This window comes from Burkholderia sp. AU33545 (assembly GCF_020419685.1).
GTDB lineage: Bacteria > Pseudomonadota > Gammaproteobacteria > Burkholderiales > Burkholderiaceae > Burkholderia > Burkholderia diffusa.
This window is the reverse complement of record NZ_JAIZRQ010000003.1, coordinates 544565-570742: the sequence shown is the minus strand read 5'-3', so window position 1 is coordinate 570742 and position 26178 is coordinate 544565. Positions and strand designations below refer to the sequence as shown.

The window sequence follows — 26178 nt, the reverse complement described above, 5'->3', positions numbered from 1 at the left end:
CTCCTCCTTCGTGTTACGCGACGTAGTCCGGTTGCCGCTGTGGCTGCGCCGCTTCGAACGCCGGCTCGCGTCGCGCGTGTTCATGAACCGCGAGGCTGCGCGGATATGCGCTCAGGTCGCAATCCATCCGCAGCGCGTTCGCGACCTGCGGCACGAGGCAGATGTCGGCGAGCGTCGGCGCCGCGCCGAAACACCACGGGCCCGTGCCCGCGCGTGCGAGCAGGCGCTCGGCGCCGGCCATGCCTTCCGCGATCCAGTGCCGGTACCACGCACGCTTCTGCTGCGGCGTGACCTGCAGTTCGCTGTCGAGGTAGCGCAGCACGCGCAGGTTGTTGACCGGATGGATGTCGCACGCGATCAGCGTCGCGAATTCCAGCACGCGTGCGCGCCGCCGCGGTTCCAGCGGAATCAGCCGCGGCGCCGGATGAATCTGGTCGAGGTAGTCGATGATCGCGAGCGACTGGCCGAGACGAAAATCGCCATCGACCAGCGCCGGCACCGACGCCGACGGATTCACCTGCGCGACGTAGCCAGCCTCGCGGTGCTCGCCCGTGCGGATGTTCACGGGCAGCGTGTCGTACGGCAGTCCTTTCAGCGCGAGCGCGATGCGTACCCGATAGGATGTCGAACTGTTGAAGAAGCTATGCAGTTGCACGATGTGACCTTTCGAGGAAATCGAAGAACGCGCTTCAGACCACGCGCACGGCCAATTCGCCGAGACGCTCGACGCCGACCTTCATCACGTCGCCCTTGACCACCGGGCCGACGCCTTCCGGCGTGCCGGTGAAGATCACGTCGCCCGGTTCGAGGCGGAAGAACTTCGACAGGTCGGCCACCGTTTCCGCGACCGACCAGATCAGGTGCGACACGTCGCTCTTCTGCTTCGTCGCGCCGTTGACCGTCAGCCACAGGCCGGCCTGCTCGAAATGACCGACCTCGCTCGCCGGATGCACGGGGCCGATCGGCGCGGAACGGTCGAACGCCTTGCCGATTTCCCACGGACGGCCCATCTCGCGCATCTTCATCTGCAGGTCGCGGCGCGTCATGTCGAGGCCGACGGCATAACCCCACACGTGCTCGAGCGCGCGCTCGAGCGGAATGTCGGAACCGCCCTTGCCGATCACCGCGACGAGTTCAGCTTCGTAGTGATAGTTCTGCGTTTGCGACGGATATGCCAAATCGAGCGTTTCGCCGTAGGCGACCGGCACGATCGAATCGGCCGGCTTGCAAAAGAAGAACGGCGGTTCGCGATCGGGATCGAAGCCCATTTCGCGCGCATGGGCCGCGTAGTTGCGGCCGACGCAGTACACGCGGCGTACCGCGAAACGGGCGTCGCTGCCGGCGACGGGAAGCGCCATCGGCGCTTCGGGCGGGAAAACGTAAGTCATGAACGGCTCCAGCGTAGGCATGAAGGAAGGACCGCGCGCCGCCTTCGCGGCGCATCGGACGAATCGGGGATATCGGGAGAATCGGGCCACTCGGGCCAATCGGCGGCGTCAGTCGCGCGCTTCGCGCAGCAGGTTCAGCGCGGACAGCACCGGCCGGTCGGAATAGCTGAACAGCACGCTGTCGGACGAGGCCGCCAGCCGCAACCGCGCCCATGACGGCGCGACGAAGATGTCGTGCGGCTCGAATGCGAACGCGTCGTCGCCGATGTACGCGGTGCCGCTACCTTCGACGACGCAGTAGATCGTCGCGTCGGTGCTGCGATACGTGCGGCCGTCGAAACCGGCCGGCAGGAACTGCATGAAGGTCGCGATCGTCGGCATCGGCCAGCCGCCCGTCGCGGGATTGACATAGCGCAGCTTCACGCCGTCCCATGCGTCGAGCTCGCCGTTGCGGTACAGCGCGTCAAGGGCCTCGCGGGTGCGTGCATACGGATAGCTGAACACCGGCGACGTCGGCTCGCTCGCGCGATGGCGCACCGGCACCATGTTGTGGCCGAAGCGCGCGAAGCTGTCGCCTTCCGCGCGGCTGACGGGCTGCTCGGCTTCCGGGTAGTTCTCCGCGAAGCCTGCGTCGAGGTGCCCGACCAGCGGGATGTCGAGCCCGTCGAGCCACACGACCGGCTCGCCGCCGTCTTCCGCCGACGGGTTGCCGTGGTCGTGCCAAGCCCACGACGGCGTGATGATGAAGTCGCCCGGATGCATCGTCGTGCGCTCGCCGTTCACCGCGGTCCACGCGCCCTTGCCCTCGATGATGAAGCGCAGCGCCGACTGCGTATGCCGGTGGCTCGGCGCGATCTCGCCCGGCAGGATCAGTTGCAGGCCCGCGTACAGGCTCGGCGTCATGCTCGACTTGCCGGGCAGCCCCGGGTTCTCCAGCACCAGCACGCGGCGCACGGCTTCTTCCGCGCTGATCACGCCGCCGGCCTGCATCACCAGGTCGCGCACCTGCGCGTACTTCCAGATCGCGGCCTGCGCGGCCGGCTGCGGCGCTTTCGGCACGAGGTTGTGCAGCGACTCCCACAACGGCGCGAGGCGCTGTTCGGCGATCCGTGCGTAATAGTCGGCGCGCGACGTATCCGGGTGTCGGCTGGTCATGATGTCTCCTTGGTGCGGCCGATCGCGGTCGGCGCTGTGTCGGGTCGGGGACCGCGTGCTTCGGTCCGTCAGCGCATTTATATTCGACGCAGACATACCCGGTAAAATGGCGAAATCATCTAATCCATATTATTTTTGATATACCTTCCGACACGGAGCACGCGATGGACTGGACCTACCGGCTGCGATTGCGGCACCTCCAGGTGCTGCTGAGCCTGGCCAGCACGGGCAACCTGAGCCAGTCGGCGGCGGCGCTCGCGACCACCCAGCCCGCGCTGTCGAAATGGCTGAAGGAACTGGAAGAAGACGTCGGGCTGCCGCTGTTCGAACGGCACGCGCGCGGCCTGCGGCCGACGGCCTACGGCGATGCGCTGATCGAGCACGCGCGCCGCGTGGAGGCGCAGCTCGACGTCGCGCGCGACGACATGGCCGCGTTGCGTGAAGGCGGCAGCGGCCTGGTCACGATCGGCACGTCGGGCGTCGCGGCGGCCGATACCGTGCCGCTCGCGGTATCGCAGTTGCTGAAGCGGATGCCGCGCGCGCAGGTGCGGCTCGCGGAGAGCACGATGAACCAGCTGATGCCGCAACTCGCGCGCGGCGAACTCGACATCGTCGTCGGCCGCTCGGGCTCAGCGTCCGTCGATCCGCACCTGCACGCCGAAGCGCTGTACGTCGATCCGGTGGTATTCGTCGCGCGGCCCGATCATCCGCTCGTCGGCGCGGCCGCTGTCGGCTGGGACGAGGTGCTGGCCCACTCGTGGATCGTCTGGCCGTCCGGCACACCGGTGCACAACGCGCTGCAGGTCGCGCTGACGGCCGCCGGCCGCGTGCAGCCGCCGCATTGCGTCGAATCGAATTCGTCGATCCTGAACCTCACGCTGCTGAACAACACCGACCTGCTGGGCGTCGCGTCGCATCGTGCCGCGCGGCGCTTCGAGCAACTGAACGCGATCCGCATCCTGCCGATGCGGCTCGAGGGACAAGGTGCGGTGTCGATGTACTGGCATCCGGACAGCGCGAATCGCGCGGCCGTGGCCGCCGCGATCGAGTGCCTGCGTGCCTGTGCGGCGCCGCAGGTGGGTGGATGGGAGAAAGTGAAGGTGGAATGAGCGGCGCGGCGGCCCGGCATGAACCGGGCCGTTTCACCGTGGCGCGTCAGGGGCCGTCGCAGGACACCGTGTCGTCCAGCATCAGCGTGCCGACCCGCGCGGGCACGAGCGGCGTGCGCGGGACTGGTGGCGTCCAGCCGAACAGCGCCTGCGCGGCCGCACCGCACACGCGGCCCTGGCATGCGCCCATTCCGCAGCGCGTCTGCAGCTTCGCGGCCGTCCAGCCCGACGCCGGCGCGACCGCGTCGAAGCGCACGTCCTCGCATCGGCACAGCAGCGTATCGGGCCGCGCGAGCCGGCGGATCGGCTCGCGGATCGCGAAGCGTTCGCGCACCGCGTCCGCGAATCCCTGCCAGCGCGCGCGCTGCGCAAACAGCGCGGCCAGCGGTGCCGTCTGCCCGGTGGCCGCGCAGCCGGCGATCTCGCCTTCGACCATCGCCAGTTCGCTGCCGCCGACACCCGTGCACTCGCCTGCGGCGAAACAGCCGTCGCGGCTCGTGCGCTGGTGCGCGTCGACCACGACCGCGCCGTTCTCGATCCGGCAGCCGAGGTGGCTCGGCAGCACGGTGTTCGGCACGAGGCCAAAACCGCACGCGAGCCGGTCGCAGTCGACCTCGATTTCACGCTCGCCCTGCCGGATCCGCACGCGTTCGAGCCGCTTGTCGCCGAACGCTTCGACGACGTGTGCGCCGGGCCGATAGGCGGCCGTGACGAGCTTCGCGGCCTGCGCGAGTTTCGACGGCCAGCGCCACAACCCCGCGCCGAAACCGGCAACATCGCTCCACGCAGCCTGTTCGAGCACGTGCGACACCTGCGCGCCGGCCTGACGGGCCGTCGCCGCGCTCGCGAGCAGCAGCGGGCCGCTGCCGGCGATCACGGTGCGCTGCCCGCGCACGTCGAGACCGTACTTGATCAGCGCCTGCAGGCCGCCCGCGCCGGTCACGCCCGGCAGCGTCCAGCCGGGGAACGGCAGCAGCAGTTCGCGCGCGCCGCAGCACACGATCAGCGTGCGGAATTCGAGCAGGAACCCGCGCTCGTCGTCCTCCAGCAGCAGCGTGCCCGGCTGCGTCTCGGCGACGATGCGCGTGCCCGCCAGATGCGTGATGTTCGGCTGACGCAGCACGGCAAGGCGTTCCGCCGCGGCCGGCACCGGCATCGCGCCCGCCGCCTGGCGCCAGATCTGCCCGCCCGCGCGCGGGTTGTCGTCGACGATCGCGATCGTCGCGCCGCTTCGTGCGGCGGCCCGCGCGGCCGACAATCCGGCCGGGCCCGCGCCGACGATGGCGACGTCGACGCTGAGTCGTTCCTGTTTCATCGCGTGCGCTCCACCCGCATCCCGTCGCGGCACAGCGTCTGGCAAGCCAGACGACGGCGGCCGTCGATCGTCATCCTGCACTCCTGGCAGATGCCCATACCGCAAAACGGCGCGCGCGCCGCACCCGTGCACGACACGCGCGTCGTGTCGTCGCCGCTCGCCGCGACGGCGGCCGCGACGGTCGCGCCGTCGGCCACCGTCAGCGCGCGGCCGTCCAGATGAATGATCATGAAGAAAGCGCTCCGGCTACGGGGGACGTCGTCAGGAAACGTCCCGGCAAATACGGTTCGATGTCGATGGGCGGCCGTTCGCCGGTCATCAGCGCGGCGACGAGCCGCGCACTGCCCGGCGCGGTCGTCACGCCGAGCCCTTCATGCCCGACCGCGAGCCATACGCCCGGCCGCGCCGGATGCTCGCCGAGCAGCGGCAGACCGTCGGGGCTCGCCGAACGGAAGCCCGTCCATGCGCGAATTCCGTTGAGGTCGGCCAGATCCGGCAAGTACCCGGCCGCGCGGCGCAGCATGCGCGCGAGGACCGGCGGCTCGACGCGCGTGTCCTCGGTGTCGAACTGGCGCGACGAGCCGATCAGCAGTTGGCCGGTGGGCCGCGGCTGGACGTTGAATGCGACCGACGTGCCGTCGCTCGCGTGCGCGCTCGCCGCATAGCCGAGCTCGACGAGCTGGTGCGACACCTGGCCCGGGTAGCGATCGGTGATGAGCAGATGACCCTTCTTCGGGCGCAGCGGCAATTCAGGCAGCAGCGTGCGCGCGGCGACGCCGTTCGCGACGACGACGCGCTCCGCTCGCAGCGTGTCGCCGCTCGCGAGCGTCACGCTCGGGCCGTCGACCGCCACCGCGCAATCGCGCCGCAACGTGATGCCCGGCGCGCGCTGCAACAGCCAGCTCGCGGCGACGGGCGCATAGAGAATCGCGTCGCCGGGGATCTTCAGCGCGCCGCCGAGGCCCGCGCGCAACATCGGCTCCAGCCCCGCGAGCGTCGCCGCGTCGATCAGCTCGCCCGCCACGCCGTGCGCGGCGAGCGTCGCCTGCTTGGTGCGCGCGAGGTCCATCTCATGCGCATCGGCCGCGAGCCACAGCGTGCCGCAGTTGCGGTAAGCGCAGCCTTCGGGCATCTCGCCGGCGAGCGCGCGCCACAATTCGATCGAGTAATGGCTCAGCGCGAGCTCCGCCGCGTTGTCGTCCATCGCGACGAGGTGCCCCATGCCGGCGCCGGTCGCGCCGCCGCTCGCGTCGTCGACGACAAGCACGCGCAGCCCGCGCTGCGCGAGCTCATGCGCACACGCCGCGCCGACGATGCCGGCGCCGATCACGACGACGTCGGTCCGGGTCTCGCTCACGACACGATGCCCCAGCCGAACGGATCGTCTTCCTCGATCAGCAGCGTCGCTTCCGCGCTCAGGTGCGCGCTGCCGCGAATCGTCGGCACGATGCCGCCGTCGGCCTGCGCGTAGCTCGCCTGGAACACGCTGCCGATCACGCTCGCCTGCCGCCACACGACGCCCGGTTCGAGCTTGCCGTCGGCCGCGAGGCACGCGAGCTTCGCGCTCGTGCCGGTGCCGCACGGGGAACGGTCGTACGCATGGCCCGGGCACAGCACGAAGCTGCGGCTGTCGTCCTCGGGATCGTCCGCGAACAGTTCGATATGGTCGATCTCGCCGCCGTTCGCGCCGGTGATGCCCGCGCGTTCGAGCCCTGCACGCACCGCGGACGAATAGGCGGTCAGCGCCGCCACGTTGTCGCCGGCCACGCGCTGGCCGTGATCGCTGATCAGGAAGAACCAGTTGCCGCCCCACGCAATGTCGCCCTTCACGGGACCGTATCCGGGCACATCGACGTCGACGGCCTTCGCATGGCGGTACGCGAGCACGTTGCGCACGCTGACCGACAGGTCATCGTGCAGCGTCGCCTCGATGGTGCCGACCGGCGTTTCGATCTGGTGCACGCCCGGCTCGATGCGGCCCATGTGATGCAGCGTGCGCACGACGCCGATCGTGCCGTGCCCGCACATTCCGAGGTAACCGCTGTTGTTGAAGAAGATCACGCCGGCCGCGGCCTCCGGCGACACGGGTTCGCACAGCAGCGCGCCGACCAGCACATCGCTGCCGCGCGGCTCGAGAATGCATGCGGTGCGATAGCGATCGTGCTCGCGGGCGAGCACGTCGCGGCGCTCGGCCATCGTGCCGTTGCCGAGCGAGGGGAAGCCGGACACGACGAGCCGCGTGGGTTCGCCGCCCGTGTGCGAATCGATGATCTGGATGCGCTTCATCATGAGCCGTCCGAAGTGGGGAAAGGAGCATAGCTTCCTCCGTCACGCGTCCATTCGCTTGTGGCTTTTCGATGAGGACGGCGACGAAATCGGCATAGTCCGGAACGCGTTTCGCGACCCTTGCGGCCACTGTGCCGATTTCGTCATTTTGCTCCGCGATACGGCTCAAGCGTGATGGGTGTTTGCACGGCGATACTGGTTGCACGTCGACGCGCCTGTCGTCGGCCGATACGAAGCAGGAGATTGCAGTGAGCCGAAACGCCATCCAGCTGACCGGAGTTTTCCCCGCCCTCAGCAACCGGTTCGTACCGGGCGCTTCCATCGCTTTCGACGCCGCGCACCGCGCCGAACGGAACCGCGCGAACCGCTGACCGATTTCCCCCCGGCGGTGCGACGGCCTCCCCCCGTCGCATCGCCACTTCCGTGTCCGGCATGGCCGGCACGGGCCCGTTCGCCGCGGCGCCAGCCTGCGCCGCACTTGAACAGGCCCCGGCCCGCCCCGGCGGCCGTTCGAACCGGTCGCACGCCGGCCGGCAGGTGTTGCGCCACGGCTCGTCGGAGCGCGGCGCAAGCCACGCCTGCCCCGATATTTCCCAGGAGACAAACCTATGCCAGGTCAAGGCAACACACACCCGTCCGTCCCGCTTTCCCGCTCCGTGCCCGCCGACGGCGGTCACGGCAAGTTCAAGAAGCAGCTGTCGCTGACCGACCTGACGTTCATCGGCCTCGGTGCAATCTTCGGTTCGGGGTGGCTGTTCGCCGCGAGTCACGTGTCGACGATCGCCGGCCCGGCCGGCATCTTCTCGTGGCTGCTCGGCGGCTTCGCGGTGCTGCTGCTCGGCATCGTCTACTGCGAGCTCGGCGCCGCGCTGCCGCGTGCGGGCGGCGTGGTTCGCTACCCGGTGTTCTCGCACGGCCCCCTGCTCGGCTACCTGATGGGCTTCATCACGCTGATCGCGTTCTCGAGCCTGATCGCGATCGAAGTGGTCGCCGCGCGCCAGTATGCTGCAGCGTGGTTCCCGGGCCTCACCAAGGCGGGATCGAGCGACCCGACGACGATCGGCTGGCTCGTACAGGCCGCGCTACTGTGCTTCTTCTTTTATCTGAACTATTCGAGCGTGAAGACGTTCGCGAAGGCGAACAACATCATCAGCATTTTCAAGTTCATCGTGCCGCTTTCGGTGATCGCGGTGCTGTTCACGTTCTTCAAGCCCGCCAACCTCACCGCGCACGGTTTCGCGCCGTTCGGCATGCCGGGCATCGAGATGGCCGTGTCGGCCGGCGGCATCATCTTCGCGTATCTCGGCCTCACGCCGATCGTGTCGGTCGCGAGCGAAGTGCGGAATCCGCAGCGCACGATCCCGATCGCGCTGATCCTCTCGATCCTCCTGTCCACGCTGATCTACGTGCTGCTGCAGCTCGCGTTCATCGGCAGCATCCCGACCGACATGCTGGCCGCCGGCTGGCACGACGTGAGCAAGGCCTTCTCGCTGCCGTACCGCGACATCGCGCTCGCGCTCGGCGTGGGCTGGCTCGCGGTGATGGTGGTCGCCGACGCGATGATCTCGCCGAGCGGCTGCGGCAACATCTACATGAACGCGACGCCGCGCGTCGTCTACGGCTGGGCGAAGACGGGCACGTTCTTCAAGGTGTTCACGCGCGTCGACGAGGCATCGGGCATCCCGCGTGCGGGCCTGTGGCTCACGTTCGGCCTCGCGATCTTCTGGACCATGCCGTTCCCGTCGTGGGAAGCGCTGATCAACATCGTGTCCGCCGCGCTGGTGCTGAGCTATGCGGTCGCGCCCGTGTCGGTCGCCGCGCTGCGCCGCACCGCGCCCGGCCTGCCGCGGCCGTTCCGCGCGGTGGCGTTCGGCATCACCGGCCCCGCGTCGTTCGTGATCGCCGCGCTGATCGTCTACTGGTCGGGCTGGGGCACGGTGTCCTGGCTGCTCGGCCTGCAGATCGTCATGTTCGTCATCTATCTCGCGTGCCGCCGCTGGGTGCCGACCGCGCACCTGAGCCTCGCCGAGCAGGTGCGTTCGTCCGCGTGGCTGATCGCGTTCTATGCGGCCATGATCGTGCTGTCGTACTTCGGCGGCTTCGGCGGCACGGGCCAGCTCGCGCATCCGTACGACACGGTCGTCGTCGCGGCCGTCGCGCTTGTCATCTATTACTGGGGCGCCAACACCGGCATCCGTTCCGACAAGCTGCAGCTCGACGACGACGAAGACTGACACACCCGCGTTCCCCATTTCACTCCGGCCGGGTGCACCACGCCCGGCCCCGCATTTTCCGAGGAAAACCCATGCAACTCACAGGTCAGCTCCTGATCGGCCAGTCGGCCATCGCCGGACAGAACGGCACCCTTCACGCGATCGCCGCCGCAACCGGCGAACCGCTCGAACCCGCGTTCGGCGGCGCGAGCCAGCACGACCTGGAGACGGCCTGCGCGCTCGCCGACGAAGCCTTCGACACGTTTCGCGAGACGCGCCCCGAGCAGCGCGCCGCGTTCCTCGATGCGATCGGCCGCAACATCATGGCGCTCGGGGACGACCTGATCGAGCGCTGCGTCACCGAAACGGGCCTGCCGCGCGCACGCATCGAAGGCGAACGCGGGCGCACGGTCGGCCAGCTCGCGCTGTTCGCGTCGCTCGTGCGCGACGGCGGTTACGTCGACGCGCGCATCGATCCGGCCCGCCCGGACCGCAAGCCGCTGCCGCGCGTCGACCTGCGCCTGCGCAACGTCGCGATCGGGCCGGTTGCCGTATTCGGCGCGTCGAACTTCCCGCTCGCGTTCTCGGTCGCGGGCGGCGATACCGCGTCGGCACTCGCCGCCGGCTGCCCGGTGATCGTCAAGGCGCATTCCGCGCATCCGGGCACGTCCGAGCTTGTCGGCCGCGCGATCCAGCAGGCCGTGCGCGAATGCGGGCTGCCGGCCGGCGTGTTCTCGCTGCTGTTCGACGCGTCGCGCGAAATCGGCCAGGCGCTCGTCGCCGATCCGCGCATCAAGGCCGTCGGTTTCACCGGCTCGCGCCGCGGCGGCGTCGCGCTGATGAACATCGCCGCCGCGCGCCACGAGCCGATTCCGGTCTATGCGGAAATGAGCTCGATCAACCCGGTGCTGCTGTTCCCGGCCGCGCTCGACGCGCGCCACGACGCGATCGCGCCGCAGTTCGTCGCATCGCTCACCCTCGGCGCCGGCCAGTTCTGCACCAACCCGGGCCTCGTGCTCGCGGTCGACGGCCCGGCGCTGCGCGCGTTCGAAGCCGCGGCGGCCACTGCCGTGCAGGCGAGCGCCGCGCAGACGATGCTGACGCCGCACATCCACGCGAGCTATGCGCAAGGCGTGACCGCGCTGAGCACGCACGACGCGGTCGAACTGCTGGCGCAAGGCATGGAAGGCAGCCGCTACCAGGCGCGCGCGGCGCTGTTCGCGACCTCGGCGGACGCATTCATCGCCCACCCCGAACTGCGCGATGAAGTGTTCGGCCCCGCGTCGCTCATCGTGCGCTGCCCCGATGCCGACACGCTGCACCGCGTGCTGAAATCGCTCGAAGGCCAGTTGACGATCGCCGCGCATCTCGCCGACGGCGACGCCGCGCTGTTCGCCGCGCTGCGCCCGACGCTCGAGCGCAAGGCCGGCCGCATTCTCGTCAACGGCTTCGGCACGGGCGTCGAGGTCGGTCATGCGATGGTGCACGGCGGCCCGTTCCCGGCCACGTCCGACACGCGCACGACGTCGGTCGGCGCACGCGCAATCGAGCGTTTCCTGCGCCCCGTGTCGTACCAGGACGTGCCGGACGCGCTGCTGCCCGACGCCATCCGCAACGACAACCCGCTGAACGTGCCGCAACGCATCGACGGCGTGCCCGCACCGCGGGAAGCGCGCGATGTCTGAGCCGCTCGCCGAAGTCGTCCTGTCGCTCGATGAGGTCCATGCGCTCGCGCTGCGGGTGCTGACGCACCACGGGATGTCCGATGCGCACGCGCGGGCGATCGCGGGTGTGATCACGCAGGGCCAGCGCGACGAGTGCCACTCGCACGGCGTGTACCGGCTGCTCGTGTGCGTGCGCTCGCTGAAGAAGGGCAAGGTCGACCCGCAAGCCGTGCCGACGTTGCGCCGGCTGTCGTCGTCGATCGTCGCGGTCGACGCCCATCGCGGCTTCTCGCTGCTGAGCTTCGAAACCGGCCTGCCGGTGCTCGTCGAGATGGCCAAGCAGCACGGGATCGCCGCGATGGCGATCAACCACTGCTACCACTTCTCGGCGCTGTGGCCCGAGGTCGAGGCGATCGCCGCCGAGGGGCTGGTCGGCATCGCGATGAACCCGAGCCACAGCTGGGTCGCGCCGGAAGGCGGCCGCGAGCCGGTGTTCGGCACGAACCCGATCGCGTTCGCATGGCCGCGCCCGGACGGCGTGCCGTTCGTATTCGATTTCGCGACGAGCGCGATCGCGCGCGGCGACATCGAGCTGCATGCAAAACAGGGCAAGGCGATCCCGCCGCACTGGGCGATCGGCCCCGACGGCCAGCCGACCACCGATCCGAAGGCCGCGCTGCAGGGCGCGATGTGCACGTTCGGCGGGCACAAGGGCTCGGCGCTCGCGGCGATGGTCGAGCTGCTCGGCGGCGCGCTGATCGGCGACATGACGAGCCAGGAGTCGATGGACTTCGACGAAGGCGTCGGCGCGACACCGTGCCACGGCGAGCTCGTGATCGCGTTCGACCCGAAGGTGTTCCTCGGCGACGACCTCGACGCAGGCCTCGCGCGCGGCGAGCGGATGTTCGCGTCGATCACCGGGCAAGGCGCGCGGCTGCCGTCGCAACGGCGCTTCGACGCCCGCGCGCGCAGCATTGCGCACGGCGTGCGGATTCCGAAGGCCTTGTACGACGAAATCCTGACGCTGCTCGACTGACGCACGATTGCGAGGCGCGGCGTCATCGCCGGCAGGACGGGCGATGACGCCGTCGTCCGGTTCGACCGGCGTGTCCCGCGCCCGCATCCTGGCGCCCCACCCGGCGCCCGCTCGCCCGCGCCTGCGGGCGCCGCACGCCCGGCGGCTGTGGGATAATCGTCGGGTTTGCCCAGGGCGCAGCTCAAGAGGTTGTTCGCACGGGCGCGCGAGAGGCCTCTATTCCCGTGCCTCCACCCTTTTCCGCGATATTTCTTCAGCCATCATCATGCCCACATACCGTTCCAAAACCTCCACCGCCGGCCGCAACATGGCAGGTGCGCGCTCGCTGTGGCGCGCCACCGGCATGAAAGACGACGATTTCTCGAAACCGATCATCGCGGTCGTCAACTCGTTCACGCAGTTCGTGCCCGGGCACGTGCACCTGAAGGATCTCGGCCAGCTCGTCGCGCGCGAGATCGAGGCCGCCGGCGGCGTCGCGAAGGAATTCAACACGATCGCGGTCGACGACGGCATCGCGATGGGCCATGACGGCATGCTCTATTCGCTGCCGAGCCGCGACATCATCGCCGACTCGGTCGAGTACATGGTGAACGCGCACTGCGCGGACGCGATGGTGTGCATCTCGAACTGCGACAAGATCACGCCGGGGATGCTGATGGCTGCGATGCGCCTCAACATCCCGGTGATCTTCGTGTCGGGCGGCCCGATGGAAGCCGGCAAGACGCGCCTCGCGAACCCGATCACCAAGACCGTCGAACTGAAGAAGCTCGACCTCGTCGACGCGATGGTGATCGCGGCCGACCAGTCGTATTCGGATGCCGACGTCGCCGAAGTCGAGCGCTCGGCCTGCCCGACCTGCGGCTCGTGCTCGGGCATGTTCACCGCGAACTCGATGAACTGCCTGACCGAAGCGCTCGGCCTGTCGCTGCCCGGCAACGGCACGGTCGTCGCGACGCACGCGGATCGCGAGCAGCTGTTCAAGCGCGCCGGCCGCCGCATCGTCGAGCTGACCCGCCAGCACTACGAGCAGGACGACATGCGCGTGCTGCCGCGCTCGGTCGGCTTCAAGGCGTTCGAGAACGCGATGACGCTCGACATCGCGATGGGGGGTTCGACCAACACGATCCTGCACCTGCTGGCGATCGCGCAGGAAGCCGGCATCGACTTCACGATGAAGGACATCGATCGCCTGTCGCGCATCGTGCCGCAGCTGTGCAAGGTCGCGCCGAACACGAACAAGTACCACATCGAAGACGTGCACCGTGCGGGCGGCATCATGGCGATCCTCGGCGAACTCGAGCGCGCCGGCAAGCTGCACACCGACGTGCCGACCGTGCACGCGCCGACGCTGAAGGATGCGCTCGACCAGTGGGACATCGTCCGCACGGAAGACGAAGCGGTCCGCACGTTCTACCTGGCCGGCCCGGCCGGCATCCCGACGCAGGTCGCGTTCAGCCAGAACACGCGCTGGCCGAGCCTCGACCTCGACCGCGCCGAAGGCTGCATCCGCTCGTACGAGCACGCGTTCTCGAAGGAAGGCGGCCTGGCCGTGCTGACCGGCAACATCGCGCTCGACGGCTGCGTGGTGAAGACGGCCGGCGTCGACGAAAGCATCCTCGTGTTCGAGGGCTCGGCTCACGTGACCGAATCGCAGGACGAAGCGGTCGAGAACATCCTGAACGACAAGGTCAAGGCCGGCGACGTGGTGATCGTGCGCTACGAAGGCCCGAAGGGCGGCCCCGGCATGCAGGAAATGCTGTACCCGACGAGCTACATCAAGTCGAAGGGCCTCGGCAAGGCATGCGCGCTGCTGACGGACGGCCGCTTCTCGGGCGGCACGTCCGGCCTGTCGATCGGTCACTGCTCGCCGGAAGCGGCAGCGGGCGGCGCGATCGGCCTCGTACGCGACGGCGACAGGATCCGCATCGACATCCCGAACCGCACGATCGACGTGCTGGTGTCGGATGAGGAACTCGCGCGTCGCCGCGAAGAGCAGAACGCGAAGGGCTGGAAGCCGGCGCAACCGCGCCCGCGCAAGGTGTCCGCTGCGCTGAAAGCCTATGCGAAGCTGGTGATGTCGGCCGACAAGGGCGCCGTGCGCGACCTGTCGCTGCTCGACGACTGACACCGGTCGACGGGCCGCACGAACGGCCCGCCTGCGTGAACCAGAAGCCGCTCTCCGGAGCGGCTTTTTTTCGTCCGGCGCCGGCCCGAAGCAGCGCCACCCGTGCCGCCAATCGATCAATGACGAAACTCGTCGGTGCCGCCCCATCCGCCTCCACCGCCGCCGCCGCGGTTCCCGCCGCCGCCGTGATTCCCGCCGCTGTTTCCACCGCCTTGCGGCCGTGCGCCGTAACCACCACCGCCGCCCTGCTGGTACGTCGGCGGCGCCATCATCCGCGCCGCGCCCCCGCTGGGGGCGGGCGGCTGCGCCGGCGGCGGCGCGGGCTGACGAGCGCCGGGCATCGGCGCAGGCGCGGGCGCGGCCTGCGGCGCCGGCGCGCGGTTCGGGCCGTTCCAGCCGCCACGCGTGGCCGACGGCCGCGCATCATGCCGCTCCGGTGGCGCACCGCCGGGCGCGCGCTGGATCGGCCCGCCCGGCTGCGGGTGCCCGTAGGCGGGCGGCATCCCGCCGGGGCCGATGCGCGGCTCGGCACGACGCTCCCAGCGGTCGCGATCGTGAAACCACGGCCGATGGCGGTAATAGCGATCCCAGTACGCGCCGATCGCAAACCCGGTCACCGGCACGCCGATGATCGCGCCGTATTCGAGCAACGGCACGTAATTGCCCTGGTACGGATAGTCGAGCTGCTCCGCGTCGATCCAGCCGCGCACGCCCGGCAGCGCGACGTCGCACCACGAGTAGTCGCTCAGGCAACCGAACACGTCCAGCGCGGTGCCGGGCGGAATCTGTGCGACGACCGGATAATCGGGTGCCGGCCCCGCATAGATTTCGGCCGGCGAGTTCGTGTAGGCGCTGCTTTGCGCGTCGGCGACGCCCGGCACCGCGGCGATGCCGAACAGGACGACGCAGAGACTGCGGATGATCGTGTTGCTCATGATGCTCTCCCGCGCGGTGCCACCGCGCGTCATTCAGTGTCGATGGCCCCCGCCCCAATGGCCGCCTCCCCAGTGGCCACCGCCCCACGGACGGTGCCAGTACCCGCCCCGGTAGCCGCCGCCCCAATGCCCCCAGAAACCGAGGCCAATCGAGACGGGCGGCCCATACCAGCCCGGGTAGTACGCGGGATAGTAGGCCGGGTAAGGCACGTAGGCCGGCGCGAGATACACCGGGGCCGGTACGTAGGTGTTATCGTCTGCCGGCGGCGGCATCGCGGGCGTCGGCGGCGCGACCGGTCCGGCGGTTGCCGGCGCCACCGGGATCTCGCGCTGCGACACCGTGGCGGGCACGGGTGCGTAATACGGCGCATAGCCGTATGGGCCGGTGTAATAACAGCCGCTCAGCGCGAGCATGGCCAGCGCCATGACGGCAGGCCGCGCGGCGGGAATCGGGTTCATTCGAGGCTCCGCAGGGAATGGCGCGTCGCCGCGTGGCGCGCGCCTGACTCTAGCTTACGTCCCCTGCATATTTCTGCGGGTTTGATCCGTTACTTTTTGTTTCGCGGCAACGAAGAACGGGGCGCGACCGAGCGGGCATGCCGCATGCTCGCGCGTCAGCCGCACCGGCGTTGAAGTTGGCGCAAATGCCCTCAAGTTGGATATCGAGTCAGGCTGGCCGGCGCGGACGGGCGTTCGCGGCCCCCGGGAGCCTGAAACCCGCGGACTTCGGCCCGCCCAGACAGGAACGCGGCTCGCGCCGCCATCGACATGACTACGCCACGCCCCACGCTTCGGGCGGACACGCCCCTCGATCCGATCATCCAGTTGCTGGCGCTTGCCGGCGAACAGGGTTATCTGACGCACGCCGACCTCGTCGACGCGCTGCCGCCGGAAAGCGACAGCCCCGACGCGCTCGACGTCGTGCGCGCCGCGCTTGCGGACATCGGCATCGCCGTGCTCGACGAACCCGCCGCGCCGGCGCCGTTCGCGGGCGCGGCACCGGTCGACGTCGATCGCGACGCCCTCGACGAGGGCCGCGCGCTGCTCGGCGACCTCGCCCGCGGCACCGGTGCATCGACCGATCCGCTCGCGCTCTACATGCGGCGCATCCATGCGGTGCCGCTGCTCAAGCGCGAGGACGAAATCGTGCTTGCCCGCGAGATCGAAACGGGCCGCCATCAGATCCTGCACGCGCTCGCCGGCTATCCGGCGGCCGTCGAGGCGCTGCTGGCGCGCCATGCCGCAACGCGTTCAACCGGCGCGGCCGCCAACGAAGGCGATGACGTCGACGACGGCGGAGGCGACACGCCGGCACCTGCGCGCTACGACACGCTGTATGACGCGATTGCGGCCGTGCGCCACGCATTGCACGCGCAGGGCTGCCGTTCGGCCGAGTATCGCGACGCGCGTAACCGTCTGGCCGCGCTGCTCGGTTCGCTCGCATGGGTTGCACCGGCCGTCGACGAAGCGAGCCGCGTCTTGCGCGCACTCGCCGCCGCACCTGTCGCAGCCGGGACGGACGGCCCCGCGTGCGCCGACGCCGCGTGCTTCGACCCGGTCGCGCGGCGCGCGCTCGGCGCCGCGCTGAGCGACGGCCAGCAAAAAGTGCGCGACGGTACGCGCGCGATGCTCGAGGCGAACCTGCGCCTCGTGTTGTCGATCGCGCGCAAGTACATGAACCGCGGTGTCGACCTGCCCGATCTCGTGCAGGACGGCTGCCTCGGCCTGATGCGCGCGATCGAGAAATTCGAATACCGGCGCGGCTTCAAGTTCTCGACCTACGCGACCTGGTGGATCCGGCAGGCGGTCGCGCGCGCGGTGGCCGACCGCTCGCGCACGATCCGCGTGCCCGTGCACGTCGGCGACCAGTACCAGCGCGTGCAACGCCATGCGCTGCGCGTGCGCCAGCGCACGGGCCGCCGCGCGACGCCGGCCGAACTCGCCGCAGAGACCGGGCTCGCCGAGGACAAGTTGCGCGCGGTGCTCGCGCTGCCGGCCGAGCCGCTGTCGCTCGACACGCCGCTGCCCGACGCGGATACCGGACTGGTCGACCTGCTCGAGGACCAGGCATCGGCGAGCCCGTTCGAGCGTCTGGCGGACACGCGCATGCGCGAATGCGTGACGTCGCTGCTGCGCTCGGTCACGCCGGCCGAGGCCGACGTGCTGCGCCGGCGGTTCGGCCTCGGCGGTGCCGAACCCGACACCTACGATGCGATCGCGCAGGACGCGGGGATGTCGCGCGAACGTGTGCGGCAGATCGAGAAGCGCGCGCTCGCCACGCTGCGCATGGCCGCGGAGGCCGAGGGCGCGCAGTCGTTCCTCGACGCGTAACGGATCGCACGTTCGTGCCGCACGCCGGCACGAACGTGCGCGGACCGGTCCCGCCCGTGCAACGTTTGCCATTGATGCGCATCAAATTTTGCTCGTCGCTTGCCGTGACAATGTGCTGAAATAACACTTGGACCCGGGGCGTTGCGCGCCGGGTCCATTCCGTTTGCACATATCCAGGCTCCGCACATGCAAACGACCATCGGCCAAACACACGAGGAAAACCGGCAGATCGCGGCCTGCTTGCGCGAGGCCGCGCAGTTGCTTGCCGACCAGGGCGCGAATCCTTATCGGGTGGCCGCCTACCGCGCATCGGCCGATACGATCGAGTCGCTCGAAGACGGTATCCGCACGCGGTTCGACGCGGGCGGCGTCGATGCGCTCGGCGCACTGCCGGAAATCGGCACGGGCGTCGCGCAGGCGATCGCCGAACTGCTGGTGACCGGACGCTGGCGGCTGCTCGACCGGCTGCGCGGCGACGCGGAGCGCACGTCCGCATTCGAAGCCGTGCCGGGCATCGGCCATGCGCTCGCGCTGCGGATTCACGACCAATTGCACATCGATACGCTCGAGGAGCTTGAACGCGCGGCCCGCAGCGGCCGACTCGATGCGATTCCGGGCGTCGGCCCGCGGCGCGCGGCCGGCATCCGCGCGGCGCTCGACGACGTGCTGAGCCGGCGCCGGCGCTGGCAAGGCCACGCGCGCGACGCCAGCCTGGGCACCGAGCCGCCCGTCGAACTGCTGCTTTACATCGACCGCCTGTACCGCAACAAGGCCGCCGCCGGCATCCTGCCCACGCTCGTGTCACGTCGCCTGAACGCGGACGTGAGCATTCAGCCGCCCGTGATGCACATGACGAAAGGCGGCTGGCATTTCACCGCGCTGTGCCCGTATCCCGTGCGGCCGCAGGCGTCCGGTCGCACTGCGGACTGGGTCGCGCTCTACTTCTACGATGCGTTGCAATGCGAGAACCAGCGGACCGTCGTCACCGAAACGCTCGGCTCGCTCGTCGGCAAACGCATCGTGCGCGGACGCGAGATGGAGTGCCGCGTGTATTACGCGGGATGAGTCGCGCGGGACGCCAACCGCGGCAGTACGGCCGCCCCGTGGCACGCTCGAGCGCCCACGCTTCGACAAACCGGACCGCCTGACCGCTTACGCGCCTTCCGCCTTCGTGCGGCGCGCCGGATGACGATGCGCCACGATGCGCAACAGCTTGCGGAACGACGGACACTCGAGATGACTCGGCGCCGGGCAGACGGCCGCGTGCCGCAACGCGTCGCGCACCGCGCCGAGACGGCGGATCGTGCGATCGAGCTCGTCGGCCTTGTCGTCGAGCTTCGCGCGATCGATCGCGGGCCGGCCGTCCGCGCCGAACATCGCGAGGATGTCGTCCAGCGAAAAGCCGGCCTCGCGGCCGAGCGCGATCAGCGCAAGACGCTCCAGCACCGACTCGTCGTACTGGCGCCGCAGCCCGTGACGGCCGTTCGGCGCGATCAATCCCTTTTCCTCGTAGTAGCGCAGCGTCGACGCGGGCAATCCCGAGCGGCGCGCGACTTCGGCGATGTCCAGACGGCTCATGCTCGATCTCAAGTGAACTTGAAGTTGCAACATGGCCGCTCGACTCGTTCGACACAAGCCTGGACCGCCATGACCCCGCCGAAACCGACTCGCGTCCCGACGTCCCGACACGCCGCGTCGCCGCGACCGTTCGGGCTGGCGGCGCTGGGTCGTCGAGCACCGCGCACCACGTTCATTCGCCGCCGCTGTCGATCAGGTTGTGGCGCACGCGCCCGAGCAGGCGCACGAGCGTGTCGCGCTCGTCGCGCGTGAAGCCGCGCAACCCGTCGTCGGTGACAGTGTCGCCCACCTCCAGCATCTGCGGAAAGATGTCACGCGACTTGTCGGTCAGCCGGATCACGAACGCGCGGCGATCGTCGTCGTTCGCGATGCGTTCGATCCACCCGCAGCCTTCCATCCGGTCGAGCAGCCGCGTCAGCGAGATCGGCGTGATCTCGAGCCATTCCGCGAGCCGTGCCTGATTCATCTCGCCCTTCCACGTCAGGTATGCGAGGACGCGGCTTTGCGCGCGCGTCAGTCCGAGGCGCTTCGCGCGTCGGTCGAACAGGCGTCCTTGCAGACGGGCCACATCGGAAATCAGGTAGCCGATCCGGTTCTCGTAAGTCTTGTCCATGCGGCGATTATAGGGGCAGGCCGGGAATCGCCCGCGGCTCGGGTCAAGCGATGAGCACGAATATAATAAGCGTGCTTATAATTCGAGCCATACCGGATCGCCGCCCACGGCGACCGCCCCACGGAGACACCCGCTTGAATCCCGCCGCCGCCGCCGACGCCGCCTCGCCACCCGCCCTCAACCGGCCGATGCTGACCCTGTCGATCATGCTCGCGACGCTGATCCAGACCCTCGACAGCACGATCGCGAACGTCGCGCTGCCGCATATGCAGGGCACGCTGTCCGCGTCGCAGGACGAAATCACCTGGGTGCTGACCTCCTACATCGTCGCCGCGGCGATCGCGACGCCGCTGACCGGCTGGCTTTCCGATCGCCTCAGCATGAAGCGGCTGCTGACGCTCTCAATCGCGGGCTTCACGATCGCGTCCGCGCTGTGCGGGCTGTCCGAGTCGCTCGTGCAGATCGTCGGTGCGCGGCTGCTGCAGGGCGTGTTCGGCGCCGCGCTGGTGCCGCTGTCGCAGTCGATCCTGCTCGACATCAATCCACGCGAGAAACAGGGCCAGGCGATGGCGATCTGGGGGATGGGCGTGATGGTCGGCCCGATCCTCGGCCCGACGCTCGGCGGCTGGCTCACCGACAGCTACAACTGGCGCTGGGTATTCTTCATCAACGTGCCGATCGGCGCGTTCGCGCTGGCCGGCGTGCTGACCTTCCTGCCGGCGCGCGCGCCGCGTCCGCACGTGAAATTCGATGCGTTCGGCTTCGCGACGCTCGCGCTCGCGATCGGCGCGTTCCAGGCGATGCTCGACCGCGGCGAACAGCTCGACTGGTTCGGCTCGTACGAAATCCGCATCGAGGCGCTCGTCGCCGCCCTCGCCTTCGCATTCTTCCTCGTGCATACGGCCACCGTCGGCAAGGCGTCGTTCTTCAAGTCGGAGCTGCTGCGCGACCCGAACTTCGCGACCGGCACGCTGTTCATCTTCGTCGTCGGCGCGGTGCTGTACGCGACGCGCGCGCTGTTGCCGCCGATGCTGCAGAACCTGATGGGCTATCCGGTCGCGACGACGGGCCTCGTCACCGCGCCGAGCGGCGCAGGCACGATGATCGCGATGCTGTTCGTCGGGCGCTTGTTGAAATACGTGGATGCGCGTGCGCTGCTGTTCGCCGGGCTGGCGATTTCCGCGCTCGCGCTGTGGCAGATGATGCAGTACACGATCGTGCTGTCCGAGGCGGACATCGTGTGGCCCGGGGTGGTCCAGGGCTTCGGGCTGGGGCTCGTGTTCGTGCCGCTGAGCGCGCTGTCGTTCTCGACGCTGCAACCGGAGCTGCGCGCGGACGGCACGGCCACCTACAGTCTGATGCGCAACATCGGCAGCAGTATCGGCATCTCGATCGTGCAGACGCTGATGACGCGCAACACGCAGGTCGCGCATGCCGACCTCGCGACCCACATCACGCCGTTCGACCCGGCCGTGCAGGCGATGGCCGGCAGCCACGTCGACATCGCGCTGCTCGACCGCACGATCAACCAGCAGGCCGCGATGATCGCCTACCTGAACGACTTCAAGCTGATGTTCGTCGCGACGCTGCTGATGATCCCGCTGTTGCTGCTGATCCGCCCGCCGCAGAAAACGGCGAGCGCCGACATCGCGCACGCGGCGATGGATTGACGATGCGACGGGCGCATGCCCGCCGCGGGCCGCAACGTCAGGCCTTCATCGTCCCGGTGCGCACGTAGCGTTCGTGCCACGACAGCGCCTCGGCGAGAAGGTGCGGCGTGTGCTTGCCGAAGCTCTCGCGCGACGCGCGCTCGAAGTAGTCCTCGAGCATCGGCCGGTAGTCGGGATGCGCGCAGGTCGCGATGATCTTGCGTGCGCGCTGCTTCGGCGACAGGCCGCGCAGATCGGCGAGCCCCTGCTCGGTGACGACCACCGCGACGTCATGCTCGGTATGGTCGACGTGGCTCGCCATTGGCACGATCCGCGAGATCGCGCCGCCCTTCGCGGTGCTGGCCGACATGAAGCACGACAGGTAGCCGTTGCGGGCGAAGTCGCCCGAGCCGCCGATGCCGTTCTGGATCTTCGTGCCCATCACGTGCGTCGAGTTCACGTTGCCGTAGATGTCGGCTTCGATCATCCCGTTCATCGCGATGCAGCCGAGGCGGCGCACGAGTTCCGGATGGTTGCTGATCTCCTGCGGGCGCAGCAGGATCTTTTCGCGGAACGTCGCGATCTCGTCGGCGAATCGCTGCACGGCGGCCGGGCTCAGCGACAGCGCCGTGGCCGACGCGAAGCTCAGTGTGCCGTCGTCGAGCAGGTCGAGCATGCCGTCCTGGATCACTTCGGTGTACGCGGTCAGGTTCGAGAAGCCAGCCGAGCTCAGTTCCGCGAGCACCGCGTTCGTGATGTTGCCGACGCCCGACTGCAGCGGCAGCAGGTTTTCCGGCAGGCGGCCGCGCTTCACTTCGTGGCGCAGGAAGTCGATCAGCTGATGCGCGATCTGCTTCGACGTGGCGTCCGGCGCGGAAAACGCATTGCTGCGGTCCGGCGCGTCGGTCTCGACGATCGCGACGATTTTCTCCGCCGGGCAGCGCAGGTACGGCTCGCCGATCCGGTCGTCGCTTTTCGTCAGCGGAATCGGCTTGCGGTGCGGCGGCAGCGCGGTGCCGTAATAGACGTCGTGCATGCCGTCGAGACCGAGCGGCTGGCGCGAGTTGACTTCGAGGATCACGTGCTTCGCCTGCTCGAGCCACGTCTTGTTGTTGCCGATCGACGCGGACGGAATCAGCAGCCCGTCCTCGCGGATGCCCGCGACTTCGACGATCGCGACGTCGAGGTCGCCGTACAGCCCGAACCATGCGTATTGCGCGACGTGGCTCAGGTGGACGTCCTGGTAGTCGACTTCACCGGCGTTGATCTTGTCGCGCAGCGTCGGGTCGGACTGGTACGGCAGGCGCATCGAGATGCCGTTGGTGCGGGCGAGCGCGCCGTCGAGTTCCGGCGCGGTCGATGCGCCCGTCAGCACGTTGATCCGGAAGTCCTCGCCGCGCGCGTGGGCCGCGTCGATGTGGGCGGCGAGCGCGGCGGGCACGGCCTTCGGATAGCCCGAGCCGGTGAAGCCGCTCATGGCGACGGTCATGCCGGGACGGATCAGCGCGGCGGCTTCGTCGGCGGTGCGGACGAGCGAACGCAGGGCGGGAGCGAGGATGCGTGAAGAAGACATGGCTGTATATCTGACGCTTTTGGTCTGTCGTTGACGTCGCGGGGGGGTGTCTCCTGAGCGACGCGAAGCCCTTGGGGCCGCGAGGGGCGGCCCGGCACCACGGGCACGGTCGGAGTATCGCAGACGTCATCGCCGCGAAATGTCCGCTGGATGCAAAAGATACTTGCTGAATGCACCGGGTATCGAACGACAGTTCTGTGACAGCCGCAAACGCATGCATCCGAAAGGTGCGCGAAAGCGGACCGCCAGTTTGCCGCGCGAAAATTACGAACGGCTGAACGTCAATCGATCGATACCTTTCCAGATTAGTCACATCAACGCGAAGAATCCGCATGCGATGGCCGGTCGTTGATCGACGCGGCTGATTGTCGCCCGACGCGGCTTTTGCAGGCCTGATGCACATCAACGCTCCGACGCGTGCGAATCGCCGCCAAACCCGCGTGCAAGGCCCGTCCGCCCTTGACAGCCGCGTGATGCGAACCACACTGGATCAGGTAAGGTCCGCCTGTGCGAACGCCGTGTCGCGCATCCGGTTCGCAACCTGCCGATGTCCGGAATGCGCGGTAACACTCCCGTATGTCAGGACATTGGTCGAATAAAAAGCAACAAATTACAATTCCGTATATATTTCGCCGACGGACCAAAGAAAAACCTCTACACGTTCCGAACCGCCCCTGCCGCGCACCTGGGATGCACGGCTCGCGCGCGCGCTCGTCCGGCCGCTGATCGACACGCCCGTTACCCCGAATCACCTCACCACCCTTCGTCTGCTGATCGGCCTCGCCGGTGCCTGGTGCCTTGCGCACGGCGGCTTCGGCTGGAGCAACGCGGGCGCATTCCTGATCGTGCTGTCGAACTTCGTCGACCACACCGACGGCGAACTCGCGCGCATCAGCGGCAAGTCCAGCAAGATCGGTCACTTTTACGACCTCGCGGCCGACGCGCTCGTGACGGTCGCGCTGTTCGTCAGCATGGGCGTCGGCATCGTCGCCCAGGGCGGCCAGATGGCCGCGTCGCCGGTACTGCTCGGCGCGCTGGCCGGCGCAGCCGTCGCGCTGATCTTCTTCCTGCGCATGCGGATCGAATCGATCGCCGGCAAGGCCGGCACCAAGCAGGCGTTCGCCGGCGGCTTCGAGACGGAAGACGTGCTCTACCTGCTGCCGATCGTGACGCTCGTCGACGGCGTCCAGCCGTTCCTGCTCGCGGCATCGATCGGCGCCCCGCTGTTCGCCGCGTGGGTCGTGATCGACTGGTGGCGCATCGTTCGGCGCGGCAACCTTCCGCACGAAAACACCGAGCAGCCCCAGGTTTTCGTGTCCCGCTCGGGGGGCCTGGCGCGCAGCGACAGGTCCGGGGGCGCTCAAAGTTCAACTGAAATCCAGGCTTCCAAATGACTCCTAGCACGCGCGAGGACTCCGTGCTGAGCCCGGCACGCCCCGCGCCTGCGCGCGCGGCAGCGGCCGATCCCGATCGCACCGTGGCCGACTGCGTCGGCCGTCTCGACCTCGCGCGCCTGCGCGGCGACTACACGCGCCAGGGTTCGTTCCTGTATCTCGACGCATTCCTCCCGGTCGACGCGCACGCGAAGCTCGCGGCCGCCGCCCGCGCGATGCAGGCGGGCCTGAACCGCAATTACCTGCCCGGCCACAAGCAGGGCGGCAGCGTGAGCCGGCACACGATCGACGAACAGGCGCCGTACATCGCCGAGCTGTACCGGTCGAAGGCGCTGATCGGTTTCCTCGAGAAGATCACCGGCGACAAGCTGATGCTGTCGCCGGACGACGATCCGCACGCGTACGCGCTGTACTACTACACGAAGCCGGGCGACCACATCGGCTGGCACTACGACACGTCGTACTACGACGGCCGCCGCTACACGCTCCTGATCGGCGTGATCGACGAATCGTCGTGCCGGCTCGACTACGAACTGCATACGCGCAATCCGGACGTGCCCGACGAGCCGGGCTCCGTGCAGATCGCCGACGGCGGCATCGTGCTGTTCGACGGCGACAAGCTGCGCCATCGCGTCACGCCGCTCGGCCAGAACGAGACGCGCGTGTCGCTCACCTTCGAATACGTGACCAACCCCGGCATGCGGCCGTGGAAGCGCTTCATCTCGAACATGAAGGACGCGATCGCGTATTTCGGTTTCCGCCAGGTGTTCAAGCAGCTGGCCACGCGACGGTCGACCGGGTCATGACACGCGCCGGCCTGATCCTGCTGTCCCTTGGAACGGCACTGTTCGTCGCCCTGCTCGCGTGGCAGGGCGTCGGCGCCGTCGCGTCGACGTTTCTCGCGGCCGGCTGGGGCCTCGCGCTCGTCGCGGCATTCCACGTCGTACCGCTCGTGATCGACGCGCTGGCGATCTCGGTGATGTTCCGCCACGGCCAGCCGGGCGCCGAGCTTGGCAACGCGCTGCGCGCGCGCTGGGTCGGCGAATCGGTGAACAGCCTGCTGCCCGCCGGGCAGATCGGCGGCCCGGTGCTGATGGTGCGCCACCTCGCGCAGCGCGGCACACGGATGGCCGATGCAGCCGCCGCGGTCACCGTCAGCACGACGATGCAGGCGCTCGCGCAGATGGCGTTCGCGCTGATCGGCATCGCCACGTTCAGCCTGTATGCGACGCACGAGTCCGTCGCCCACCTGCGCACGCCGGCGCTGATCGCCACCGGCGTGCTCGGCGCCCTCGCCGTCGCGTTCTACGTGGCGCAGCGGCGCGGGCTGTTCGGCCGCGGGCTGCGTCTCGCGTCGAAGTTGCTCGGCCCGCGCGACTGGTCGTCGCTCGCAACCCGCGCGGACGCGATCGACGACGCCGTCGGCGCGCTGTACCGCGATCGTGCGAAGGTTGCGAAGACCTTCGCACTGAGCCTCGTCGGCTGGATCGTCGGCACCGCCGAAGTGTGGCTCGCGCTGCACTTCCTCGGGCACCCGGTGAGCTGGCTCGACGCGCTGCTGCTCGAAAGCGTCGGCCAGGCGATTCGCGGTGCGGCATTCGCGATCCCGGGCTCGCTCGGCGCACAGGAAGGCGGTTACCTGCTGCTCGCCCCGCTGGTCGGCCTGCCGCCCGACGCGGCGCTCGCGCTGTCGCTCGCGAAGCGCGCGCGCGAACTCGCGCTCGGCCTGCCCGGCCTGCTCTATCTGCATTTCAGTGAAAGAAACTGGCAGCGGCGCCGCGCGCCGCAGCCCATCGCCGACTGATCGTTCAGAT

At 69.0% G+C, this 26178-nt stretch carries 24 protein-coding genes; 12 read left to right on the top strand and 12 right to left on the bottom strand.

Features of this window, described 5'->3' with window-relative positions; translation table 11 throughout:
- Positions 1 to 13: 13 nt before the first annotated feature.
- From maiA to gtdA, 3 genes are all read right to left on the bottom strand, one after another.
- A complete protein-coding gene (maiA, locus tag LGM71_RS12590; protein ID WP_226114997.1) occupies positions 14 to 655 on the bottom strand; it encodes a maleylacetoacetate isomerase in 642 nt (213 codons plus the stop codon).
- 34 nt (positions 656 to 689) lie between these two features.
- Positions 690 to 1388 carry a fumarylacetoacetate hydrolase family protein gene (locus LGM71_RS12585; RefSeq protein ID WP_226114996.1) on the bottom strand — a complete coding sequence of 233 codons (699 nt, stop codon included), beginning with the start codon at positions 1386 to 1388 and terminating at the stop codon, positions 690 to 692.
- Positions 1389 to 1496: 108 nt separating this feature from the next.
- On the bottom strand, positions 1497 to 2543 hold the full coding sequence (gene gtdA / locus LGM71_RS12580) for a gentisate 1,2-dioxygenase (protein WP_226114995.1): 1047 nt from the start codon (positions 2541 to 2543) through the stop codon (positions 1497 to 1499).
- A gap of 164 nt (positions 2544 to 2707) precedes the next feature.
- Between gtdA and LGM71_RS12575 the strand changes: the two genes are divergently transcribed.
- Positions 2708 to 3652, top strand: a complete 945-nt coding sequence (locus LGM71_RS12575; protein WP_059607839.1) for a LysR substrate-binding domain-containing protein — start codon at positions 2708 to 2710, stop codon at positions 3650 to 3652.
- 46 nt (positions 3653 to 3698) lie between these two features.
- Here LGM71_RS12575 and LGM71_RS12570 read toward each other — a convergent pair whose 3' ends face one another.
- Genes LGM71_RS12570 through LGM71_RS12555 form a run of 4 tightly spaced genes read right to left on the bottom strand, consistent with a single transcriptional unit; the run spans position 3699 to position 7253 of the window.
- Positions 3699 to 4967: an FAD/NAD(P)-binding oxidoreductase gene (locus tag LGM71_RS12570; RefSeq protein WP_226114994.1), complete on the bottom strand. Its 1269-nt coding sequence runs from the start codon at positions 4965 to 4967 to the stop codon at positions 3699 to 3701.
- Complete coding sequence (locus LGM71_RS12565; RefSeq protein ID WP_011658575.1) at positions 4964 to 5197, bottom strand: 2Fe-2S iron-sulfur cluster-binding protein; 234 nt, start codon at positions 5195 to 5197, stop codon at positions 4964 to 4966. Before LGM71_RS12565 ends, LGM71_RS12570 begins: the two co-directional genes overlap by 4 nt.
- Positions 5194 to 6324: an NAD(P)/FAD-dependent oxidoreductase gene (locus LGM71_RS12560; RefSeq protein ID WP_151051760.1), complete on the bottom strand. Its 1131-nt coding sequence runs from the start codon at positions 6322 to 6324 to the stop codon at positions 5194 to 5196. The genes LGM71_RS12565 and LGM71_RS12560 overlap by 4 nt, the downstream gene beginning before the upstream one ends.
- On the bottom strand, positions 6321 to 7253 hold the full coding sequence (locus LGM71_RS12555) for a 4-hydroxyproline epimerase (RefSeq protein ID WP_226115150.1): 933 nt from the start codon (positions 7251 to 7253) through the stop codon (positions 6321 to 6323). The genes LGM71_RS12560 and LGM71_RS12555 overlap by 4 nt, the downstream gene beginning before the upstream one ends.
- Before the next feature lie 248 nt (positions 7254 to 7501).
- Here LGM71_RS12555 and LGM71_RS33155 point away from each other — a divergent pair, with 248 nt between their 5' ends.
- From LGM71_RS33155 to ilvD, 5 genes are all read left to right on the top strand, one after another.
- Positions 7502 to 7624 (top strand): hypothetical protein, encoded by a 123-nt coding sequence (locus LGM71_RS33155; protein WP_257792068.1) that lies wholly within the window; start codon positions 7502 to 7504, stop codon positions 7622 to 7624.
- Positions 7625 to 7861: 237 nt separating this feature from the next.
- Positions 7862 to 9487: an APC family permease gene (locus tag LGM71_RS12550; protein ID WP_059607834.1), complete on the top strand. Its 1626-nt coding sequence runs from the start codon at positions 7862 to 7864 to the stop codon at positions 9485 to 9487.
- A gap of 71 nt (positions 9488 to 9558) precedes the next feature.
- On the top strand, positions 9559 to 11151 hold the full coding sequence (locus tag LGM71_RS12545) for an aldehyde dehydrogenase (NADP(+)) (protein ID WP_226114993.1): 1593 nt from the start codon (positions 9559 to 9561) through the stop codon (positions 11149 to 11151).
- Positions 11144 to 12166, top strand: coding sequence for an Ldh family oxidoreductase (locus tag LGM71_RS12540; protein WP_226114992.1), 1023 nt, complete (start codon positions 11144 to 11146; stop codon positions 12164 to 12166). The genes LGM71_RS12545 and LGM71_RS12540 overlap by 8 nt, the downstream gene beginning before the upstream one ends.
- A gap of 265 nt (positions 12167 to 12431) precedes the next feature.
- A complete protein-coding gene (gene ilvD, locus LGM71_RS12535) occupies positions 12432 to 14291 on the top strand; it encodes a dihydroxy-acid dehydratase (RefSeq protein ID WP_174906604.1) in 1860 nt (619 codons plus the stop codon).
- A gap of 116 nt (positions 14292 to 14407) precedes the next feature.
- Here the strand turns inward: ilvD and LGM71_RS12530 are convergent, their stop codons facing one another.
- Positions 14408 to 15226: an SH3 domain-containing protein gene (locus tag LGM71_RS12530; protein ID WP_226114991.1), complete on the bottom strand. Its 819-nt coding sequence runs from the start codon at positions 15224 to 15226 to the stop codon at positions 14408 to 14410.
- 33 nt (positions 15227 to 15259) lie between these two features.
- A complete protein-coding gene (locus LGM71_RS12525) occupies positions 15260 to 15685 on the bottom strand; it encodes a hypothetical protein (RefSeq protein ID WP_226114990.1) in 426 nt (141 codons plus the stop codon).
- 309 nt (positions 15686 to 15994) lie between these two features.
- Between LGM71_RS12525 and LGM71_RS12520 the strand changes: the two genes are divergently transcribed.
- Together LGM71_RS12520 and LGM71_RS12515 are read left to right on the top strand one after the other, a co-directional pair.
- Positions 15995 to 17557, top strand: coding sequence for a sigma-70 family RNA polymerase sigma factor (locus LGM71_RS12520; RefSeq protein ID WP_226114989.1), 1563 nt, complete (start codon positions 15995 to 15997; stop codon positions 17555 to 17557).
- A gap of 186 nt (positions 17558 to 17743) precedes the next feature.
- Positions 17744 to 18622, top strand: coding sequence for a helix-hairpin-helix domain-containing protein (locus LGM71_RS12515; protein ID WP_059607829.1), 879 nt, complete (start codon positions 17744 to 17746; stop codon positions 18620 to 18622).
- Positions 18623 to 18709: 87 nt separating this feature from the next.
- Here the strand turns inward: LGM71_RS12515 and LGM71_RS12510 are convergent, their stop codons facing one another.
- Together LGM71_RS12510 and LGM71_RS12505 are read right to left on the bottom strand one after the other, a co-directional pair.
- Positions 18710 to 19135, bottom strand: a complete 426-nt coding sequence (locus LGM71_RS12510; protein WP_124628742.1) for a helix-turn-helix domain-containing protein — start codon at positions 19133 to 19135, stop codon at positions 18710 to 18712.
- A 172-nt stretch (positions 19136 to 19307) separates the two neighbouring features.
- On the bottom strand, positions 19308 to 19748 hold the full coding sequence (locus LGM71_RS12505; RefSeq protein ID WP_059466290.1) for a MarR family winged helix-turn-helix transcriptional regulator: 441 nt from the start codon (positions 19746 to 19748) through the stop codon (positions 19308 to 19310).
- Between the two features lie 134 nt (positions 19749 to 19882).
- Between LGM71_RS12505 and LGM71_RS12500 the strand changes: the two genes are divergently transcribed.
- Complete coding sequence (locus LGM71_RS12500) at positions 19883 to 21418, top strand: MDR family MFS transporter (protein ID WP_226114988.1); 1536 nt, start codon at positions 19883 to 19885, stop codon at positions 21416 to 21418.
- 37 nt (positions 21419 to 21455) lie between these two features.
- Here the strand turns inward: LGM71_RS12500 and LGM71_RS12495 are convergent, their stop codons facing one another.
- The gene (locus tag LGM71_RS12495; protein ID WP_059607826.1) at positions 21456 to 22970 is read right to left on the bottom strand and encodes an acetyl-CoA hydrolase/transferase family protein; all 1515 of its coding nucleotides are present in this window, start codon (positions 22968 to 22970) and stop codon (positions 21456 to 21458) included.
- A gap of 626 nt (positions 22971 to 23596) precedes the next feature.
- On the opposite strand from LGM71_RS12495, the gene LGM71_RS12490 reads away from it, so the two are divergent.
- The 3 genes from LGM71_RS12490 to LGM71_RS12480 are packed head-to-tail and all read left to right on the top strand — an operon-like array spanning position 23597 to position 26168.
- Positions 23597 to 24364 (top strand): CDP-alcohol phosphatidyltransferase family protein, encoded by a 768-nt coding sequence (locus LGM71_RS12490; protein WP_226115149.1) that lies wholly within the window; start codon positions 23597 to 23599, stop codon positions 24362 to 24364.
- Complete coding sequence (locus tag LGM71_RS12485; RefSeq protein ID WP_226114987.1) at positions 24361 to 25170, top strand: 2OG-Fe(II) oxygenase; 810 nt, start codon at positions 24361 to 24363, stop codon at positions 25168 to 25170. The genes LGM71_RS12490 and LGM71_RS12485 overlap by 4 nt, the downstream gene beginning before the upstream one ends.
- On the top strand, positions 25167 to 26168 hold the full coding sequence (locus LGM71_RS12480; protein ID WP_124900600.1) for an HpnL family protein: 1002 nt from the start codon (positions 25167 to 25169) through the stop codon (positions 26166 to 26168). The genes LGM71_RS12485 and LGM71_RS12480 overlap by 4 nt, the downstream gene beginning before the upstream one ends.
- The last annotated feature ends 10 nt before the right edge of the window (positions 26169 to 26178 follow it).